Below are 15,649 nucleotides of genomic sequence, written 5' to 3' on the forward strand. Positions count from 1 at the left end.
ACGGACAGCTCAGCTGACTGTGAAACCGCCGTGGGCGCGCGCCTCACGCAGCCAGCCGAGCCAGGCGACCCACAGCTCGTCGGCCTCACATTCGGCGCGCAGGTCCGCCGGCGACGCCTCGTAGAAGATCAGCGCCTGCTCGATCTCGGTCGGGCCGACCAGCCAGGGGCCGTTGCTCGTGAACTTGAACTCGGGGATCCCGACCATGCCGGGCTCGGTCTGCGCGGCGGCGGCCCGTTCGGCCTCCTTGTACGCGTCCCGTCGGCTCTGGTCGGCGTCGCGCCAGTCGTCGACGCTGTCGAACGGCCAGTCCGGGAAGGGACGCGGTGTCGCCTGGTAGGTCATGCCGGCGCGCCGCATGAGTTCCCGGCAGAACCCCATGCCGGCGATGTTGAGGTGAAACTGGTGGTCGGCGGCGAGCGAGTGGTAGTCGTCGCGGCACCGTGGCCAACTGCCGCACGATCCGCCGAGGTCGAGGCACTCCTCGGCGTGGGTGCGCGCGTTGGCGGCCGGTTCGGGCAGGTCGACGTGCTCGAAGCTGTAACCCATCGGAGCCTCCTCCCGGCGGCGTTGGCACGAGCGTGTCATTGTGCCCGACTAGGGTGCAGGCATGGTCGATCGTCACCAGGTGATGAACTTCCGCATCCGGGCCCAGCAGCTCGACCGGAGCGAGGGCACGCTCGCCGACACCGCGGTCCTGGACATCGGTGTGCAGAACACCGGACCGGACGGCGCCCGGTGGGCACTCGCCGCGCGCGGGGTCGACGTGACAGCGCTGTCCGACCGGGACGTGATCCTGCTGTGGACGGTGCGCGGCGCTCCCCACCTCTACCGTCGGGCCGACGTGGGCGCGGTGGCGGCGGCGGTCGAGCCGTTCTCCGACGCCGACGCGGGCAAGCGCATCTACGACGCGTCCAAGCCGTTGAAGGCCGCCGGTATCGGCAACCTCGCCGCCCTCGACGAGGTGGCCGACCGCATGCGGGCCATCGTCACCGCGCCGACGGTCAAGGGTGCGGTGTCCGGCCGTCTGGCCACCATGCTGCCCGAGCCGTACCTGCGGTTCTGCCGGCCGTGCGACGCCACGCACGTCTACGAGATGCCGTTCCGGCTCGCCGCCGTGCGGGCCGGCCTGGAGCTGGATCTCGACACGTCGCCTCCGGTCCTGCGACGCATCGCCGGATTCCGGAAGGCGACGGCCGCGGGCGAGCAATTCGACCTCGTGCGCGCGTACCTTCGCCTGCTCGGTCCGGCCACCCCGAAACAGGTGGCCGACTACCTCGACGCGCCGGTGAAGGACGTGAAGGCGCTCTGGCCCGACGACGTGATCGAGGTGCGGGTCGACGGCGAGGCGCGTTCGCTGTTGGCCGCCGACGAGGAGGCGCTGGAGTCGACCGAGGGCACCGGGACACACCTGCTCGGCCCGTACGACCTGTTCCTACAGGCCAAGGACCGGGCGACGGTGGTGCCGGACGCCGCCCGCGCCAAGGAGTTGTGGCCGGTGCTGGGTCGACCCGGCGCCGTCCTGGCCGACGGCGAGGTGGTCGGCGCCTGGCGTCCCCGCAAGTCGGGCCGGACGTTCACGGTCGCCGTCCAGCCCTGGCAAAGGTTGTCGGACGCCACGCGTAAGGCCATCACCGCACAGGCCGAACTCCTCGCCGCGCACCGCTCGGTCACCCTCGCCGGCGTCGAGTTCGCCAGCTAGTCACGCCACGCGGAGGCATGGCGCCGCGCGTACGGCTGAGGGTCCTCGGTGCCGCGCTCGCGGAAGCCACGTGGCGCCGTTCGGCGGACGCCTGGTCAGAAGTTCACGCTGACGCCGGCGGCCTTGCACGCGGAGGTGATGGTCGCCCCGGCCTTCTCGAAGGTCGGGTTGTCGGCGGCGCTCGCCGGGTCGGGCGCGGCCGCCGCCTTGGCCGCCTCGTCACCGAAGCGGCGCAGGGCGGCGGCCACCTTGCTGTTCGCCGCGCCGGTCGAGGCCACCCTGGTCAGTTCGCGGTCGATCCCGGTCAGGATCTTCTTGTAGTCCGCCGCCGAGGGCTCGCCCGTCCTCACCATCTCGATGAGGGCCGCCTTCATCTCGTCACCGGCCTTCTTCGCCGACTCGCAGAGCTTCTTGTCGCTCGTCCCGCCCGTCGTCGCGCCCGACGGGGCCGCGGCGGCCGACGTCGGGGTCGCCGGCGTGGAGGGCGCTGCCGAGGCCGGGGCCGCGGACGTCGGCGCCGGCGGGGTCGAGCCAGCCGTCGGCGCCGCGTCCTCTCCCCCACAGGCGGTGAGGACCGTCGTAGCGGCGAGGATCAACAGGGCGGAGGCGACGCGACTGGGCTTCACAGACGCGCACGTTAACCGAAGCCCCCGTGATGATCAATCCGCTTGGCGGACCTGGTTCGCCGGTCAGTCGGTGGTCAAGCCTCGGGTCGTCAGTTCGCTGAGCGAGGCGTCGCCGCCGCCGAGAGCCGCGCGGGCCACCTCCGGCCTACGTACCTCGAACTCCTCGATCAGGATGGTCGGGGAGGCGGATCGTCGGCCGATCCCCTCGACCTCCTGCTGGTCCGGGTTGAACGGCAGCGTCCGCCACTGGGCGGCGGCCTGCGGCCAGCCGCCGGAGATGGCGGCGACCAGACCGTCGAGCAGGGTCGTGTAGTCGGGCGTGCTGATCGGACGGCCGAGCCCGTACCGCTCGCGCAGGGCGAGGATCTCCGCGCCGGGCGTGCCCGAGTAGGTGGCGTCCAGCCCGAGCCACCAGTGCGCGAGGTACGTGCCCTGGTAGCCCTGGGCGAGGTAGCGGGAACCGTCGCGGTGCACCTCGATCATGAAGTTGTGCACCTGGGGGAACTGGCAGTCGAGCAGCAGGACGGTCTGGGCGTTCGCCGGCAGCACCAGCAGGGCATTCCGGAGCGCATCGCCCTGACCGGCCCCGTAGGTGTGCGCCGACCGGCGGACCGGTTCGCCGCCAAGGATGCCGAGCCGCTCGCGGATCTGGAATGCGGCCAGGCCACAGTTGGCCCACTTGCGGCTCTTGTCGCGCGCCGCGATCCGCGGGTCGTCGGTCCGTCCGGTGCTGACGACGGCCGTGCCGAGCCTGGTGAGGTCGGTGGCGTCCAGGGCCTTCTCACGACGCCGCTGGTCGGTGCCGCCGGCGAACTCCTCCCGCGCGTACTTGGTGGCGGCGGCGATGGCGTCGGCCCAGGTGGGGAAGCTCTGCTTGCTCAGCCCGCTCGCCGACCACGTGACCAGGCGGGCGAAGACCTCTCCCTGGTAGTCGGCCGGCAGCAGCCGTTCGATGCGCGTACCGATGGAGGCGCACGCCGTTTCGTCGTCCTCCAGGTTGGGGATCTGGCCGTCCGGCGGATATGTCGTCCGGTCCTCAGCGATCGTCAGCATGCCGACCTCCACAGTCCCTTGTGTACGGTCACCCAGAGTGGTGAGCCGAATACAAGGATGGGCCACCCCGGTGGCGGACAGGCCCGCAACGTCGGAAGTCCGTCCCTGCCCGGTACCGGGAGCGTCACTCCACCGTCCAGGCGATGGCGGGAGGGCGTACCCGGGCGCAGAGCGGTTCGCCGGTGGCGTCGGTCAGGCCGAGCCGGCCGACCAGGATCCCACCGTCCTCGTGCGCGGCGCGGAGCAGCTCGGTGGGGATGTCGGTGAACATCAGCTTCGCCCGCCGGAACATCGCGAAGCCGTCGTCGGTCACCGCACCCCAGCTCAGGTACAGGAATCGCGAGCCGGGGCGCCCGTGCACCCACGGACCACCGACGTCCAGCACGCCGTCGATCTCCCGGCTGGACACCTCGACGGACCAGGTCGCCTCCGTCGCGTCGGCGGGCACCTGGTCGACCACCTCGGCCTTTCGCTGCATCCCGACGTGCACGTTGCCCAGGCGCAGCGCGTCGGCCCCGGCGCTGACGCGTCGCCCGGGAAGGTCGCTGCCCTCGATCCGGATCCGCATGCCTGCGACTCTAGGTGCCTGGTCGGGCCCTCAGCGGGGCGGTCGGCGTCGCGGCTCGCCCGACAGTCGGGCGAGGAAATCCTGGTACACCTGGGCGCGGACCGCCGATTTCGGGGACATCACGTCGGCGGACATGTCCGCGTACGCCGAACGCTCCGTCGCGGCGGCCACCGCCATGGTGGCGGCCTGGTACGCGCGCAGCCCGGCCTGGTGGCGTTCCCGCCACGGGGCGGCGGCCGCCGCCCCGACGTAGAGACCGGCCACCACACACCCGAGCGCCACCAGCACGAGGAACACGAACGCCACCGCCTCCGCGAAGGAGGGCAGGGCTCCGGCCCGGCCGACTGACCGTTCCAGCAGGCGGTCCTGGTGGGCGTCGACGTAGTCGGCCGCCACGGCCCCGGCGAGCCAGACGAATACCAGCGCGGCACCGCCCCGGACCACAGTGGCCAGGGGCGACGGGAACCAGGACGCGGGGGTACGCGACGCCGGCGCGTACGCGGCACCGAGCCGGAACGCCGCCGGCGCGAGCCCGAGGGCTGCGCCCACCCCGCCGGCCACGATCTGGGCGGTCAGGATGCCGGCGACCTGCGGGGCATACCAGGCCCACGCCAGCCAGGCGACGACGACGAGGGCGCCCGTCCACCCGGCGACGAACACCAGCGCCCGCCGCACGGCCGCCGCACGGGCCGCCGTGCTGATCCGGGCCGCCTCGGCCGCCTGCCACTCGTCGACCTGTCGCTGCGCGGCCCGGCGTGCCTCGGCGGCGCGTTGCCGCTCGGCCTCCCGCCGACCGTGTTCCCTGTCCCACTCGGCCTGCTCGGCTTCGCGCTCGAGCCGTTCGGCCGGGCTGAGGTACGGCGACAGGTAGATGGAACGCTTCTGCTCGCGCAGCGGATGATGCGGCGGCAGGTCCGTGGGCGGCCGCCAGCCGACGCTGGTGCCGAGCACGACCCGCATCCCGCCGACCAGCCGGTCCGGCAGCAGCCTCACGACACCTGAGACGTTGCGCCGGTCGTCGAGCCCGTCGACGACGAGCACCAGGCGTTCGCCGCGCCGCGCGCACGCCTCGGCCGCCTCGGCGTACCCGCCCAACAGGTGCGCCTGGCGGGTCGCCACGGTCAGGTGGCCCGGCATCGACCCGTCGGTCAGCTCGACCAATTGCTCCAGCACCACGTCGACGAACGCGTCGCGGTTCTTCCGGTCGGTGCGGCCGGCGGGGACCAGGTACGACACCACCCGCACGCCCGGCGGCGGGTGCAGCACGAACCAGGACAGCAGCGCCGTCATCCCGGACTCCGAGTGGGCGTCCCACCGCAGGTACGGGTCCGGTCCGTCGCCGGTCGCGAAGGCCGCGAGCCGGGCCAGTTCGGCCTCCCGGTCGAGCAGCTCGGCGGGGGCGACGCGGCGGACCTCCGCGAGATACGCCGACCGCACCACGGGACCGAAGCTGTTGTACTGGATGTTGTTGTCCCCGAACTGCACACCCTTGGCGTCGCGGGCGTCGACCTCCCGCGATCGGCGCTCCTCCGGCTGTCCGCTGTCGCCCATCCGCCCGGTCGCCTCAGTTGAAAGTGTTGTGCTGGGTGTTGGCGGTGCCGAACTGCACACCCTTCGCCCCGCGCAGGTCGACCGGCCCGATGTCGGTCCGGCCGCCGGCCGCCTCGGCCCGCGCCAGCACGTCCCGTGCGAGGCTGAGGACCTGCTCGTCCCGGTCGACACCCGCGCGGACCAGGTCGTCGGCGAGGCGTACCTGCCAGACACCCGACTCGGTGGGGGCCGCCTCCAGCGACCGCAGCGCCTCCCGGCCGTCGCCGGTCAACCGCTGCCGCACCAGAGCGCGAAGGTTGGTGGCGGCGTCGCGCACCAGGCCGCTCGTCGCGTCGGTGACTCCCGCCGTGGCGCCCGCCGTCAAGGCGGCGAGAAGCAGTTCCACACCGTCCACGCGTACCTCCGGTCAGCGACGACTGACCCTATTGCACCATCCGTACACCGCCGCGTGGATGCCCGCGACGGGCGAGGCGTCGCGTCAGCGGCCGGGAACGGCGGTCCGGCCGCGCGCCTTTGGACAGGTCACGAGCGGGTACGGGGGCCGAGCGCGTCGGGTGCTGTCCGGATTGCGACACCTGCGGCGTCGTCCGCCCCGTGGCTCCTCAAGCGACTCCGCTGCCGCGTCAGCGGTGGCCATGGGAGTGACCTTGTGGCAGCGTCCTGAGGGTCAGCGAGTTCGTCGGCCGGCCGAAAAGGAGTCCCCATCGTGAACGTGGGCGACCGAACCCTTGCGCGCATCCTCTCCGTGGTGCTGACCGCCGTACTCGCCGCCGGCCTGTCCGCTGCCGGCGCCGGGCCGGCGGCGGCCGGGCAGACAAGCCTGCGGGCCGCCGACCCGAGCGTCATCCGCGTGGGCAGCACGTACATCTCCGTGCAGTCGCTCAACGGCGGGGTCGCCGTACGGCAGGCCTCATCGACCGCCGGGCTGGCGGCGGCACCCGCCCGGCAGGTGTGGACGGACAGCCGCAACCTCGGTGAGGTCTGGGCCCCGGAAATCGTCACCGACGGCGGCCGCTACTACATCTACTTCTCGGCCGGGCGCGCCGCCGCACACCGGATGTACGTGATCCACTCGGCGTCTCCGGCGAGCGGCTACACGGCCGAGCGGCAGCTCGCGCTGCCCGGCGGAAAGTGGGCCATCGACGGCAGCCTGTTCACCTTCAACGGCCAGCGGTGGTTCGTCTGGTCGGGTTGGGCCGGCGACACCAACGTCGAACAGAACATCTACCTCAGCCGGATGAGCGACCCGCTCACCCCGACCGGCGGCCGGTTCATCATCTCCCAGCCGAGGGAGAGTTGGGAACGCGTCGTCGGCAACCCGTTCATCAACGAGTCCCCCGAGGCGATCAGGGACCCGAACGGGCAACTCCACATCGTCTACTCCGCAAACGGCAGTTGGAGTGACCAGTACTGCATCGCCGACCTGCGGCTGCGCGCCGGCGGCGACCCGACGTACGTGTGGGACTGGTACAAGTCGAACGGCTGCCTGTTCGGGTCGAACCGGGCCACCATGATGTCCGGCTGGGACCCCACCCTGTACGTCAACGGCCCCGGCCACCACAGCTTCGTGCTGCTCAACGGCGACATCGCCACGAGCCCGCCGGCCGGGCCGAGGTTCCCGCTGATGTTCCACGCCGTACCGAAGGGCACCGCGTACTCGTGGGCGAACCGCTACTGGTACACCGGCACCTTCTGCTGGTGGGGCAACACCACCTACCGCCGCGCCAACGTGCCCGGCCCGACGGCCGACACCGGGTTCAGCATCAAGTTCTTCGAATGAATCTCTGCGGCATCAGCGGCCGGGCCGCCGGGTGGGGGTCGACGAGCGTGGTCAGTCGCACCCACACCGGCGGCCGGCGCTACGCCACTAGCAGGAGCCGTGCCAATTCACCTTGGTCACGATGACCTGGAGGTAGAAAATGTTTCCGCCAGGCGTCGCGCAGTGCGTGATGACCGTCGAACCGTTCTGCCAGGTGTGGTGGTATTCCACTTCGACGTTCGCGGACGTGTAGTTGTAGAACTGCTTCGTCGGGGCGCTGCCGGCCCACGCGCCGGTGGTGACCAGCGACGGGGTCTCGGTGGGGCCGGTGTTCGGGGGAGCCCAGTTGGGCCAGGCGCAGAACGTGCCCGACTGGCAGTTGCCGGGCGGCCACGGCTCCTCGTTCGGCGCGGCGGCGGAGGCCGAAGCGGCGGGGGCAGCGGCCAGCAGACCCGCGGTGGACAGGGCAAGCGCGAGGGATTTCAGTCGCACAGATCTCTCTTCTCCCCAGGGATATCGGTCGATGAAAGTTACCACCGGGAAAGTTGAAGCGTCAAGCATCTGATTCACTGCCGTCTAAGCTTCGAATAGTCTGTGAATTCCCTGACAGCGTGACGTGACGGAGGCCGTCGAAGAGGATCGCGGAGATCTGCCGGGCCTCCTGCTGCCATCCGGCGATGGCCCGCATTTCGCAGATGCCGCCCATCGCCCGCAGCAGTGTGCGCCCGGTGACGTCGTCGCGGATGATGGCCGCTGCCGCTCCCGCCGCGAGCAACCGATCGAGTGACTGCGCCATCCGGGTGCGGGCGTCGTCGAAGACCGGAGAGTCGGTGGCCATGATGCTCTCCAGGGCCTCGGCCATGCCTTTGCCGATGGCGGCGTGGTCGACGAGCAGCAGCAGGAAGCGACGCAGGGCTTCGTCCGGGGCGTGCCGATCGAGGAGGTCCGCGGGGGCGGCGCACAGTTCGTCGACCTCTTGGCGGTAGACCGCCTCGACGAGAGCCTCGCGGGTGGCGAAGTGGCGGTAGAGCGTTCCCACCGAGACTCCCGCCTGCCGCGCGATCTCCTCCACCCCGGTGTCGGCCGCGCCGGCGAGGAACACCTCCCGGGCCGTGGTCAGCAGCGCCTGGCGGTTGCGGCGGGCGTCGGCGCGCAGCGGCCGTGACGTGGGCAACAGATCCTCCATAATATGAGTCCGACTCCGCTTATGTGTTAGCTTTCCGGAGTCCGGTTCACCTTACCGCAGAGGAACACACATGACCCACGAGGAAGAGGGCCTGAAGGGCCTTCGTGTGCTGGTCACCGGCGGCAGCCGGGGCCTGGGTGAGGCGACCGTCCGCCGGTTCGCCGCCGCGGGGGCAACGGTCCTGACCGCATCGCGGGGTACGCCCCCGGAGGACCTGCCGGCCACCCACTTCCCCGCCGACCTGGCGACCGAGGAGGGAGTGGCCGAACTCGGCCGGCTGATCGTCGACCGTGTCGGCGGGGTGGACGTGCTGGTCAACAACGCGGCTGGCGCGAGCGCACCCGCGCCGACGCTGCAACGCTCCGACTCATCGTGGTATTCGGACCTGGAGATGAACCTGCTCAGCGCCGTCCGGCTCGACCGGGCGCTGGTCCCGGGCATGGTCGAACGGGGTTCCGGCGTCGTCGTACACGTCTCCTCGATCGCCAGCCGGTTGCCGCAGCGCACCGAGGCTTCGTACGCGGCGGCCAAGGCGGCACTGAACGTCTACAGCCGCGAACTGGCCACCGAGGTCGGCCCGCACGGGGTCCGCGTGGTCTGTGTCCTGCCGGGGTTCGTGGCCACCGCCGGCGCCGTCGGGCACCTGACCCACATCGCCGACCAGCAGGGCATCGGCCTCGAAGAACTCAAGCAGCAGATCGTGGAGAACCTGAAGGTCCCGATGGGCCGGCCCGGCGATCCTGACGACGTGGCCGAGATGATCGTCTTCCTCGCGTCCCGACGCGCGAAGTGGATCACTGGCGCGGAGTTCCGCGTCGACGGCGGAATCATCCCGGTGGTCTGACATGACCTTCAACCTTGCCGCCATCATCATCGACGCGGCCGACGTGGACTCCGAGAGCACCTTCTGGCACCGGTTGCTCGGCGGCTCGATCACGAAAACCGAGAACCATCACTTCCTGCGCGTCGACGGGTTCCCCGCAGTCGTGATCCAGCGAGCTCCGGGACACGTTCCGCCGGCCTGGCCGCAGGACGGCGCCCAGCAGATGCACGTGGACCTGGCCACCGACGACCTCGCCTCAGCGGACAGATCGGCGCTCGAAGCCGGCGCACGTCGGCTGCGTCCCACGGACGACGCCGATCTCGCCACCCACCAGGGCAGCCGTGTCTACGCCAGTCCCGCCGGACACCCTTTCTGCCTGCGGCCCGCCTGACCCGCCATCGGAGTCCGCCGACGGCGGTAGTGGCTTTGCTGCGTGCACGGGTTCTGACGTCGGTCTTGGCCGCCGGTGCGGCTAATCACCGTGACGATCAGAGTCGCCACAGCGTCGGGCATGATCGCCGCCGGGAGCACCACCCCTGTGGCGACCGGCGGTCCCGGCGGGTCAGCTGTGCTGCGCCGCGGGCGCGCTCACGGGCCCCTGAGGGGAGGCGTCGAAACGCCCGCCGAGCGGCGGAGCGATGCTCTCGCCGAGCTGCCCGGCGACATCACCTCGCGCGAAGTCACGATCCTGCCGGGCACGTCGCAGCGTGAGCATGCCTGCCGCTCCGGTCAGCGTCCCGGCCGTGAAGGCAAGGATGAGTGCCTGCCTCGCGGTGGACTTCTTCTTGCGTGCCATGACTACCCCCGAACCCAACGTGACTTCATGGTGCTGATTGTCGGACTTCACGAACGAAGCTCGCAGCAGATCGGCAGACTTACCCGAGAGGGCGAGTGCCTGGCATGGCTGACGGCGGAGCCGACCAGCCGATGGGCGTGGCTGACAAGGGAGTGGCGACGTTGAGTGAAACGGATCTCGGCTCCCGCAGCGACCGGGGTAGTGAGTACGCCGACCTCTCCCGCCTGGTCCGAGACACGGGTCTCCTCGACCGGCGACCCCGCCGCTACGCGGCCCGGGTGACGGTGATCCTCGCTTGTCTCGTACTGATGGGCGTGCTGTTCGTGCGGCTCGGGTCGTCGTGGTGGCAGACGGCCACCGCGGCCGGCGTCGCGGTGCTCCTCGCGCAGCTGGCGTTTCTCGGTCACGACGCCGGGCATCAGCAGATCTTCCGTTCCCGCCAGGCAAACGACGTGGTCGGCCTGGTGTGCGCCAACCTGGTGACCGGAATCAGTTACGGGTGGTGGGTCGACAAGCACAACCGCCACCACGCGCATCCGAACACCGAAGGCCGCGACCCCGACCTAGCGGTGAGGCCGCTGTCCTTCACCCCCGGTCAGGCTGCGGCGCAGCGCGGCCTGGGGGCGCTGTTCGTCCGGCACCAGGCGGCACTGTTCTTTCCCCTGCTGCTGGCGGAGGGTCTGCACCTGCACGCCGCCAGCGTCCGAGCGGTCGTCAGCCGTGGCGGACTCAAACGCCGACGTACCGAGGCTGGCCTGCTCGTCCTGCATTTCGCCGGTTATCTCGCTGCCGTGTTCCTGGTGCTGAGCGTGCCGCAGGCGATCGTGTTCATCCTGGTCAACCAGGCCCTCTTCGGGCTCTACCTGGGCAGCTCCTTCGCCCCGAACCACAAGGGCATGCCCGTCCTCACCGAGGCCGACAACCTCGACTACCTACGCCGACAGGTCCTCACCTCCCGCAACGTGCGCGGCGGCCCGTTCCTCGACGCGCTACTCGGTGGGCTCAACTACCAGATCGAACACCACCTCTTCCCCAGCATGCCCCGACCCAACCTCCCCCAGGCCCAGCCGCTGATCCGCCGGTTCTGCGCGGAACACGAGATCGCGTACCGCGAAACCACCCTCATCCAGTCCTGGGCGCAAGGGCTGGCACACCTACGGGCAGTGGGCGCCGGATCGACCCGACCGGGCGACGGCTGAAACGGTAGCGGCCAGCCAGGCTAGGTCGGCCTCGCCGAGCTTCACCAGCAGTGACGAGGTGATCCTGGGCGATGGCGGACGAGCGGATGAGCGATCCGGCCGAACCGGCGTCGTTCAGAACGGCTCCGACCCACAATGTGGAGTGCGGAAGCGGTAATCCGCAGCCGCCATGCGCAGCGCCCGGTTGTGGGCGGGTCATCACCGCGGACCGGTACGAAAGACCCAGGAACCCCGAGGCGGGACTTTCCTCGCAGTTAGATCGATCGGCCGTGGCGGCAGGTACCAGCGGTCCGACCACACCAGCGTCAGCCACTGACGCGGTGCTCATCAGATGCTCATCGGTCTGCGGCAAGGTCGAGAGGAGCGCTTGCGGAATTGCGGCAGGCGCACCGTTCTGCCACCGGTTGGCGACCACATCACTAGGAGAACAGCACGTGGACCTGCAGCTCAGCGGCAAGACCGCATTCATCAGCGGATCCAGTCAAGGCATCGGTTACGCAATCGCGAAGGCCCTGGCCGGCGAGGGCGTGAACGTGGTCCTCAACGGCCGCGACCCGGCAAAGCTGGCCGAGGCTGTCGACGTGTTGCGTCGGGAGGCGCCCGGCGTATCCGTCACTGGTATCCCGGCAGACTTCTCGGTTGTCGATGACGTCGACAGGCTGTGCGACGAACTGCCCAGCGTCGACATTCTCATCAACAACGTCGGGCTCTTCGAGCTCAAACCTTTCGACCTCATTTCCGACGAGGAATGGCGGCGCTACTTCGAGGTGAACGTGCTCAGCGGGGTCCGGCTCGCGCGGCACCTCATGCCGGCAATGCTCGAACGAGGGTGGGGCCGGATCGTGTTCGTGAGCAGCGAGTCGGGCGTCAACATCCCCGCCGACATGATCCACTACGGCACGTCCAAGACGGCGATGCTCGCAGTGGGCAACGGCCTGGCGAAGCTCACGAAGGGCACTGCGGTGACCGTCAACTCGGTGCTGGGCGGCCCCACGTATTCCACCGGAGTCGCCGAAACGGTCAGGTCGCTAGCCGATGCCCAATCCCTGCTGGAGGACGACCTGAAAGTGGCGATCATCGGCGCCAACCAGACCTCCCTGCTGGGACGCTTCATCGAACCGAGCGAGATCGCGAACACCGTGACCTTCCTCGCCAGTCCCGCCGCGTCCGCAATCAACGGATCGGCGGTACGCGTCGATGGAGGTGTGTTGACAACGATTCTGTGAGTCCGCAGCAGGCGGCGAGGTGGCCGGGGCGGCGAAGCTTCTGCCGTCGCCGGTCGAGCAGGACCCGGGCCGCGGTCCTGACCGCGATGGCAGGCATCGGGGTCAGGACCGCGCATCGTCGCGCCCCGGCGTAGCCACACGCCGTCGTCCTGGGCCGGAGCAGCCGGCCGGTCAGCGGGTGAGGCCGACCAGCGTCGCCAGTCGCGCCACGCCGGCCGGCGCCGGATTCGCACGGGCGATCTCGGCGATCACCGTACGCGCCGACGGCCGGCACCGAACCTCGGCCGGCGCGACACTGTCCGCGTCCACAAGGGCCCGTGCGGCGCCGCGCAGGTCACCCACCTGGAGGTACGCCCGCGCGACATCAATCAGGTACGCGCCCCGATACTCGGCCGGCAACCGCCGCCACGCCTCCCGCCGAATCAACGTCGAGTGCCTGTGCAGCGCCTCATCGACGTCACCCCGTTGCGCTGCCGACAGCACCCGCGCCAGGTCCACGGCGATCGGCCCGAAGCTGGTGCGGTGCGTGTCGTCGTACCCCCGAAGGTTGGCAGCGACCCCCGCGGCCCGATCGGTCAGCTCGTCGGCGCGGCGGGCGTCGCCGCAACCGGCGGCGGCCAGCGCGGCCTGGAGCAGCAGCGTCCCACCCACGGCCCACGCCCTGCTTTCGCCCCGGTGATCATGGAGTTGGCGGGTGGTTCGATCTTCATCCGGCCCGTCAACCACATGATCACCGGGGCGGGAGCGGGCCGGGTCGGGGGTGGGTGGGAGGATGCGGTTCGCGGCCGTGAGGGTCGCGGCCAGGGCCAGGCGGTCGCGGTGTGACGCGCGGAGCGCCTGGGCGACCGAGATGGCCGCCGTTGCCGCCAGGATCGGGTCGTCGCCGGCAGCGGCCATCGCGCGGTCGGCGGCCAGCCAGGCCAGGTCGGGCTCGTCGAGCTTGACCAGCAGGGACGAGGTGATCCGGTACGCGTGCACCAGCACCTCTGCCGAGCGCGCGGCCTGGGCGGCGTCGAGCAGACCCGGCAACAGGCGCACCAACTGCCCGTAGTGCGCGTGCTGGTAGGTCAACCAGGCGTGCCCGACCTGCCATCGCAGCTCGTCCGTCTGCGGTGGAGACTGCGGGACGTCGTAGCGGGCGAACGCGGCCCGGATCTCGTCCACCCCGTCCGGCGTGCCCGCCGGGGTGCTCCGCGGCTGACCGAGCAGCACCTCGGGGTCCACCCGCAGGACGTGGGCGAGTTCCTGGATGACCGTGTACCGGTCGAGGGCGCGGGCGCCCCGCTCGATCTTGTCCACCCAGCTCTTCGATCTGCGCAGCCGGTCGGCGAGCATCTGCTGCGTCATCGACCGCCGCACCCGCCAACTCGCGACGCGGCGGCCGATGGGGATGTCATCGCTGGTCACGCCGCCACCGCCCGTCCGGGACCGCGCGGGTCGTGTCTTCTACGGGTACGCGCTCCGCCTCGGCCTGCGCCAGGAGACGCTGCTTGGCGGCCTCCCGCTCGGCCGCCTCGCACTGCTCGCCTCGGCTCGCACGCTCGTCGCCTTGCATTCTCACCTCCGTCAACCGGAGCGCGACACTCGGACCTCGCCGCACCCAGGACTCCTGTGATCAGCGAAGCGGGCTGTCGATCAATGAGCCAGATGGCGAGCGATGCGCTCGATTGCGCTGCCCAAGACGTGGGTTGCGCGGAGTTGCGCCAGTCCCCATAGGACCCTCGCAGCCCATAGGCTCGTCACTACTCGTAGTTGGCTGATGCCTGGAGGCTTAACCATGGTGCGACCGGTGACGAACGCAGCGTTCGAACGGCTGCTAAGTGCCGCCGACTACGGCAACGCCCACGCCGCATTTGCTCGCCAGCTCAATCACGCCGGCCGCGACCAGGGCACCTGGCGCTACGACGCTGCCAGCGTCTACTGGTGGCTTCGCGGCCGTCGGCCTCACGAGCACGTCCAGGCCGCCATGGTCGAAACACTGGCCCGCAAGCTTGGTCGCTCAGTGGCGGTCACGGAGCTGGGATTCGGTGCCGTCGACAACGTCGGAATGTGCATCTACCCTGCGTCGGTTGACGGGGCGACCGATACCGCAGAGCACGCATGGACTCGGCTGGCCAAGCACATCAACCAACATGCCAGCGAGGGGTTCGACAGCGGCAAGGCGCTACAGGCCGCGCTCGGTTGGCGATACGACCTGCCCGACGAGACGGTCAGCCGGAACGGTCGGCAACAGGTCACCTCCACCGACGTTCAATCGCTGTACACGCTGGCGGACCACTTCACTGATCTCGACCGACGTCACGGCAGCGGCTCTCCACACACCCGCACGGTGATGGCCGAACTCCTCGTACGTCAGGTCATCCCCATGCTGCGCGGCACCTACACTGACGCCGTGGGGCGCGACCTCATGCGCGCGGCGGCAACGCTCTCCGGGCAACTCGCCTTCATGTCGTACGACGCAGGTGAGCATGCTACGGCGCAACATCATGCGACCCTCGGCTTACGGCTCGTCAAGGCCGCTGACGACCGCCTCTACGGTGCACATCTGCTGGCCAACCTCGCCACACAGGCAGTCTTTCTAGGGCACTCCCGAGAGGCGGCGCGGCTCATCGAGGCAGCGATTGACGGAGCAGGCCGAGCACCCGCTGCCGTCCTCGCACGGCTGCACTCCACCGCCGCTACCGCATACGGACAGTCAGGCGAGCGGCGCGCCTGCCAGCTCGCCCTAACCAGGGCGGAGCGAGCTCTTGATCAAACGGGCAAGGACCCTGGCCCACGCTGGGTTAGCTACTTCAGCCCTGCCCACCTAGCAGGGGCGGCGATCAGGTGCCTGAGTGACCTGTGTCTGCACAAGCAGGCCCTTCGACACGTCCCCGACGCGCTCAACCTCGGCAGCCAGAACGTCCGAACGCGTGCCCTACACACCGCCCTCATCGCCATGGCTCACGCTCGCGCCGGTGACACTGACGCCGCCTGCAACTGGGCCGTCAAGCTCGGGCAACACGCCGCAGGCATCCAGTCGACGCGTGTTCGACAGCGCGTCGATGAACTCGCTGCCTCGCTCGGTCCGCAGCGGGAATCACCCCAGGTCAACGAAGCCCTCCATACTCTGGCAGCCATGCCAGCGGCCAACTAGTGCAGGAGCGGACCTAGGCATGTC

At 70.2% G+C, this 15,649-nt stretch carries 18 protein-coding genes; 7 read left to right on the top strand and 11 right to left on the bottom strand.

Annotation, left to right across the window (positions count from 1 at the left end; all coding sequences use genetic code 11):
* Nucleotides 1-9 precede the first annotated feature (9 nt).
* Nucleotides 10-549 (bottom strand): hypothetical protein, encoded by a 540-nt coding sequence (locus tag ABZS77_RS15640; protein WP_354822964.1) that lies wholly within the window; start codon nucleotides 547-549, stop codon nucleotides 10-12.
* Nucleotides 550-610: 61 nt separating this feature from the next.
* Here ABZS77_RS15640 and ABZS77_RS15645 point away from each other — a divergent pair, with 61 nt between their 5' ends.
* A complete protein-coding gene (locus ABZS77_RS15645; RefSeq protein ID WP_354822966.1) occupies nucleotides 611-1,702 on the top strand; it encodes a winged helix DNA-binding domain-containing protein in 1,092 nt (363 codons plus the stop codon).
* Between the two features lie 95 nt (nucleotides 1,703-1,797).
* Here the strand turns inward: ABZS77_RS15645 and ABZS77_RS15650 are convergent, their stop codons facing one another.
* From ABZS77_RS15650 to ABZS77_RS15670, 5 genes are all read right to left on the bottom strand, one after another.
* Nucleotides 1,798-2,328 (bottom strand): hypothetical protein, encoded by a 531-nt coding sequence (locus tag ABZS77_RS15650; RefSeq protein ID WP_354822968.1) that lies wholly within the window; start codon nucleotides 2,326-2,328, stop codon nucleotides 1,798-1,800.
* A 63-nt stretch (nucleotides 2,329-2,391) separates the two neighbouring features.
* Nucleotides 2,392-3,381, bottom strand: coding sequence for a hypothetical protein (locus tag ABZS77_RS15655; protein ID WP_354822970.1), 990 nt, complete (start codon nucleotides 3,379-3,381; stop codon nucleotides 2,392-2,394).
* A 124-nt stretch (nucleotides 3,382-3,505) separates the two neighbouring features.
* Nucleotides 3,506-3,949, bottom strand: coding sequence for a DUF5990 family protein (locus tag ABZS77_RS15660; RefSeq protein WP_354822972.1), 444 nt, complete (start codon nucleotides 3,947-3,949; stop codon nucleotides 3,506-3,508).
* Between the two features lie 30 nt (nucleotides 3,950-3,979).
* Nucleotides 3,980-5,500, bottom strand: coding sequence for a hypothetical protein (locus ABZS77_RS15665; protein ID WP_354822974.1), 1,521 nt, complete (start codon nucleotides 5,498-5,500; stop codon nucleotides 3,980-3,982).
* 13 nt (nucleotides 5,501-5,513) lie between these two features.
* Entirely contained in the window at nucleotides 5,514-5,894 is a 381-nt protein-coding gene (locus ABZS77_RS15670; RefSeq protein ID WP_354822976.1) for a hypothetical protein, read from the bottom strand.
* Nucleotides 5,895-6,206: 312 nt separating this feature from the next.
* On the opposite strand from ABZS77_RS15670, the gene ABZS77_RS15675 reads away from it, so the two are divergent.
* A complete protein-coding gene (locus ABZS77_RS15675; RefSeq protein WP_354822978.1) occupies nucleotides 6,207-7,280 on the top strand; it encodes a glycoside hydrolase family 43 protein in 1,074 nt (357 codons plus the stop codon).
* Nucleotides 7,281-7,367: 87 nt separating this feature from the next.
* On the opposite strand, the gene ABZS77_RS15680 is transcribed toward ABZS77_RS15675, so the two are convergent.
* On the bottom strand, nucleotides 7,368-7,751 hold the full coding sequence (locus tag ABZS77_RS15680; RefSeq protein WP_354822980.1) for a hypothetical protein: 384 nt from the start codon (nucleotides 7,749-7,751) through the stop codon (nucleotides 7,368-7,370).
* Between the two features lie 61 nt (nucleotides 7,752-7,812).
* Nucleotides 7,813-8,433: a TetR family transcriptional regulator gene (locus ABZS77_RS15685; protein WP_354822982.1), complete on the bottom strand. Its 621-nt coding sequence runs from the start codon at nucleotides 8,431-8,433 to the stop codon at nucleotides 7,813-7,815.
* 82 nt (nucleotides 8,434-8,515) lie between these two features.
* Here ABZS77_RS15685 and ABZS77_RS15690 point away from each other — a divergent pair, with 82 nt between their 5' ends.
* Both ABZS77_RS15690 and ABZS77_RS15695 read left to right on the top strand, forming a co-directional pair.
* Nucleotides 8,516-9,289 (top strand): oxidoreductase, encoded by a 774-nt coding sequence (locus ABZS77_RS15690; protein WP_354822984.1) that lies wholly within the window; start codon nucleotides 8,516-8,518, stop codon nucleotides 9,287-9,289.
* Between the two features lies 1 nt (nucleotide 9,290).
* The gene (locus tag ABZS77_RS15695; RefSeq protein ID WP_354822986.1) at nucleotides 9,291-9,659 is read left to right on the top strand and encodes a VOC family protein; all 369 of its coding nucleotides are present in this window, start codon (nucleotides 9,291-9,293) and stop codon (nucleotides 9,657-9,659) included.
* A gap of 171 nt (nucleotides 9,660-9,830) precedes the next feature.
* Here ABZS77_RS15695 and ABZS77_RS15700 read toward each other — a convergent pair whose 3' ends face one another.
* Nucleotides 9,831-10,115, bottom strand: coding sequence for a hypothetical protein (locus ABZS77_RS15700; protein ID WP_354822988.1), 285 nt, complete (start codon nucleotides 10,113-10,115; stop codon nucleotides 9,831-9,833).
* A gap of 53 nt (nucleotides 10,116-10,168) precedes the next feature.
* Between ABZS77_RS15700 and ABZS77_RS15705 the strand changes: the two genes are divergently transcribed.
* Nucleotides 10,169-11,263, top strand: coding sequence for an acyl-CoA desaturase (locus ABZS77_RS15705; RefSeq protein ID WP_354822990.1), 1,095 nt, complete (start codon nucleotides 10,169-10,171; stop codon nucleotides 11,261-11,263).
* 434 nt (nucleotides 11,264-11,697) lie between these two features.
* Nucleotides 11,698-12,489, top strand: a complete 792-nt coding sequence (locus ABZS77_RS15710) for an SDR family oxidoreductase (protein ID WP_354822992.1) — start codon at nucleotides 11,698-11,700, stop codon at nucleotides 12,487-12,489.
* 171 nt (nucleotides 12,490-12,660) lie between these two features.
* Here the strand turns inward: ABZS77_RS15710 and ABZS77_RS15715 are convergent, their stop codons facing one another.
* Both ABZS77_RS15715 and ABZS77_RS15720 read right to left on the bottom strand, forming a co-directional pair.
* Entirely contained in the window at nucleotides 12,661-13,896 is a 1,236-nt protein-coding gene (locus ABZS77_RS15715; protein ID WP_354822994.1) for a helix-turn-helix domain-containing protein, read from the bottom strand.
* On the bottom strand, nucleotides 13,883-14,044 hold the full coding sequence (locus ABZS77_RS15720; RefSeq protein ID WP_354822996.1) for a hypothetical protein: 162 nt from the start codon (nucleotides 14,042-14,044) through the stop codon (nucleotides 13,883-13,885). Before ABZS77_RS15720 ends, ABZS77_RS15715 begins: the two co-directional genes overlap by 14 nt.
* A 234-nt stretch (nucleotides 14,045-14,278) precedes the next feature.
* Between ABZS77_RS15720 and ABZS77_RS15725 the strand changes: the two genes are divergently transcribed.
* Nucleotides 14,279-15,625, top strand: coding sequence for a hypothetical protein (locus ABZS77_RS15725; RefSeq protein ID WP_354822998.1), 1,347 nt, complete (start codon nucleotides 14,279-14,281; stop codon nucleotides 15,623-15,625).
* Nucleotides 15,626-15,649 lie beyond the last annotated feature (24 nt).

Source organism: Micromonospora sp. NPDC005298, from assembly GCF_040607375.1.
Lineage (GTDB): Bacteria > Actinomycetota > Actinomycetes > Mycobacteriales > Micromonosporaceae > Micromonospora.

Excerpts from the sequence above, each read along its gene's own strand:
- ABZS77_RS15640 (WP_354822964.1), bottom strand. The coding sequence starts at position 549 with ATGGGTTACAGCTTCGAGCACGTCGACCTGCCCGAACCGGCCGCCAAC.
- ABZS77_RS15645 (WP_354822966.1), top strand. The coding sequence starts at position 611 with ATGGTCGATCGTCACCAGGTGATGAACTTCCGCATCCGGGCCCAGCAG.
- ABZS77_RS15655 (WP_354822970.1), bottom strand. The coding sequence starts at position 3,381 with ATGCTGACGATCGCTGAGGACCGGACGACATATCCGCCGGACGGCCAG.
- ABZS77_RS15660 (WP_354822972.1), bottom strand. The coding sequence starts at position 3,949 with ATGCGGATCCGGATCGAGGGCAGCGACCTTCCCGGGCGACGCGTCAGC.
- ABZS77_RS15665 (WP_354822974.1), bottom strand. The coding sequence starts at position 5,500 with ATGGGCGACAGCGGACAGCCGGAGGAGCGCCGATCGCGGGAGGTCGAC.
- ABZS77_RS15690 (WP_354822984.1), top strand. The coding sequence starts at position 8,516 with ATGACCCACGAGGAAGAGGGCCTGAAGGGCCTTCGTGTGCTGGTCACC.
- ABZS77_RS15695 (WP_354822986.1), top strand. The coding sequence starts at position 9,291 with ATGACCTTCAACCTTGCCGCCATCATCATCGACGCGGCCGACGTGGAC.
- ABZS77_RS15705 (WP_354822990.1), top strand. The coding sequence starts at position 10,169 with ATGGCTGACGGCGGAGCCGACCAGCCGATGGGCGTGGCTGACAAGGGA.
- ABZS77_RS15720 (WP_354822996.1), bottom strand. The coding sequence starts at position 14,044 with ATGCAAGGCGACGAGCGTGCGAGCCGAGGCGAGCAGTGCGAGGCGGCC.